The sequence below is a fragment of the Flavobacterium macacae genome, from assembly GCF_003865365.1.
GTDB classification, from domain to species: Bacteria; Bacteroidota; Bacteroidia; order Flavobacteriales; family Flavobacteriaceae; genus Flavobacterium; species Flavobacterium macacae.
Genome location: NZ_RQVR01000036.1, coordinates 1 through 1,977, shown reverse-complemented (window position 1 = coordinate 1,977; position 1,977 = coordinate 1). Strand labels below are relative to the sequence as shown.

The 1,977-nt window shown below is 34.7% G+C and carries 3 protein-coding genes; 1 reads left to right on the top strand and 2 read right to left on the bottom strand.

What is annotated here, in order from left to right; genetic code table 11:
* A partial coding sequence (locus EG849_RS15775) for a hypothetical protein (protein WP_199732388.1) occupies positions 1-211 on the top strand: 211 nt, incomplete at its 5' end.
* 20 nt (positions 212-231) lie between these two features.
* On the opposite strand, the gene EG849_RS15290 is transcribed toward EG849_RS15775, so the two are convergent.
* Both EG849_RS15290 and EG849_RS15285 read right to left on the bottom strand, forming a co-directional pair.
* Positions 232-774 carry a hypothetical protein gene (locus tag EG849_RS15290; RefSeq protein WP_125014279.1) on the bottom strand — a complete coding sequence of 181 codons (543 nt, stop codon included), beginning with the start codon at positions 772-774 and terminating at the stop codon, positions 232-234.
* Positions 775-934: 160 nt separating this feature from the next.
* Positions 935-1,768: an alpha/beta hydrolase gene (locus EG849_RS15285; protein ID WP_125014277.1), complete on the bottom strand. Its 834-nt coding sequence runs from the start codon at positions 1,766-1,768 to the stop codon at positions 935-937.
* Between the last annotated feature and the right edge of the window lie 209 nt (positions 1,769-1,977).

Genomic DNA, 1,977 nt, shown 5'->3' with positions numbered 1-1,977 from the left:
GTTGGGAGAACGTCGTGCGAATGCAACGATGGTTTCCCGACTGTCGGCGAAGCCGAGCGGTCATTGGGAAAAATTGTCCCGAAGGGCGATTTTTCCCAACGTGTGGCCGCTTCGCGACAGTTGCGGCAATCGGAGCAGAGTACTTTCTGCAACCGAAAACGAAGTTATGAAAATAAAACGTTCAAATCACCGAAAACCAGCAATTGCGTGAAGCGGTGGTTGGTGGCAGTTTCATTGGTTTAAATTTAAATTTTCAAGAAGTTTTGTATAGTTTTTTAAACTAGTTTTTCTACCATCATATAGCTTGATATAAAAGGTGGAATCAGATTTCATTATTTCAAATTGATTTCCAGAGTGTCCCGGGAATCTAGATGTGATTTTAAGATTAGTTAGCTCTGTTAAAAAACGAACTATTGCCTTTTCGTTTGATTTACTTAGCTTTATAGTTTTTGAAACGATTGTATCTTGTGAATATGTACTTTCGGATTCCTGCCGATTACAGTCAACATTTGTTTTTTTATATGAAAGAAATATATTTTTCTCTTTATGAAAGGCATACAATTTCATTTCTTCATAATGACCACCCCATTCTCCACAATCATCAAAATATGCTTTAACTAAAAAATTTCCATTTGATCCTCCAGATCCTAATTCCACAGGATCGAAAAAGGTTTTCTCCTTTTGCATTTCCTTTAAAATTAGCTGAGTTCTTGAAGGAGCCTTGCAAGAGTTTAGAACTGAGATTATAAAAATGATTGAAACTATTTTTCTCATATTTGCAGGATTTTCGGAAATTGCCACCAACGGTCTCGCGCTAGGCCTTCGTTGCGGCCAAAGTACCTGAGAACTTTCCGCAAGATAATTATTTTTAGTAGACAAAACATCCCGTTAGATTATTGTAGCAATGAGGCCTAGCGTGTGTTAGCTGCCGTATTTATTTGCCTTTATAAACAAACTCTAACCCATCAATTAAACTTCTGATTCCGGAACTTCCGTGGTCTTCAGTTATATAATGCATATATTTCACGGTTTGTTCTGAGTTTATAATTTTACTAGTTAAAGAACCGACTAAATCCTCAACATTTTGTTTATAGCCATTCGAATCTGGATTACCTGATGAAAGAAATATTTTTCTTTTTTCTATACTATTTAATGAGTAATCATTTTTATAATATTTATTAAACATAAAATCATTCCATAATAAACTTGGACTTGCACAAATATAACTTTCAAAAATCTCTGGTCGGATATTATAAAAACTTATGACTGCCAAGCCTCCCAAAGAATGACCAAAAATTGTTTTATTTTTAAATTTCAAACTATAACGCGTTTCTAAACTTTTTATAATGTCGTTCTCCACGAAATCTGCAAATTTTGAGAAGTTCCCCGTACTTTTAAATAGCTCATCATTATCTTTTCGTCCAGTAAAATTTTTGGAATTCGTTGGAGTATAGAATTTCCATCGGCTTTCAACTGTTGAAGGTATTGCTACAATTATTGTTGGCGGCATTTTTTCTTCCCATTGATAAAGATTTTGAACATTTGTTGCAATTCCAAAATATTCATCTCCGTCTAACAATACGAGTATCGAGCAATTATCCTTCAGCTTTTCAAAGTCTTCTGGTAGTTTTACCCAAATTTCCGATTCTTCACCTAAATATCTTGAATTGATATTCATTTTATCTCCAAAATTTAGAGATGAAGTTTCTTGACTGTAATTAATACTGAAAATAAATGTCGTTAAAAATAATATTATTGTCTTTTTCATAAATGTCGGTGGTAATATGGCAGCTAACGTTCTCGCGCTACAAGCAGTTTGGGGCTAAATCAGCGCTATCTTTCGGATTTGCCAAATCTTCCAAATACAAACGAATTTTTCCATTAAGCCAAATCCCCAAATTGCTTGTAGCGTGCGTGTGTGCCCTGCATGAGCAGGACACACGCTGTAAGCTTTGATAAAAATCCGAAAATACAAAT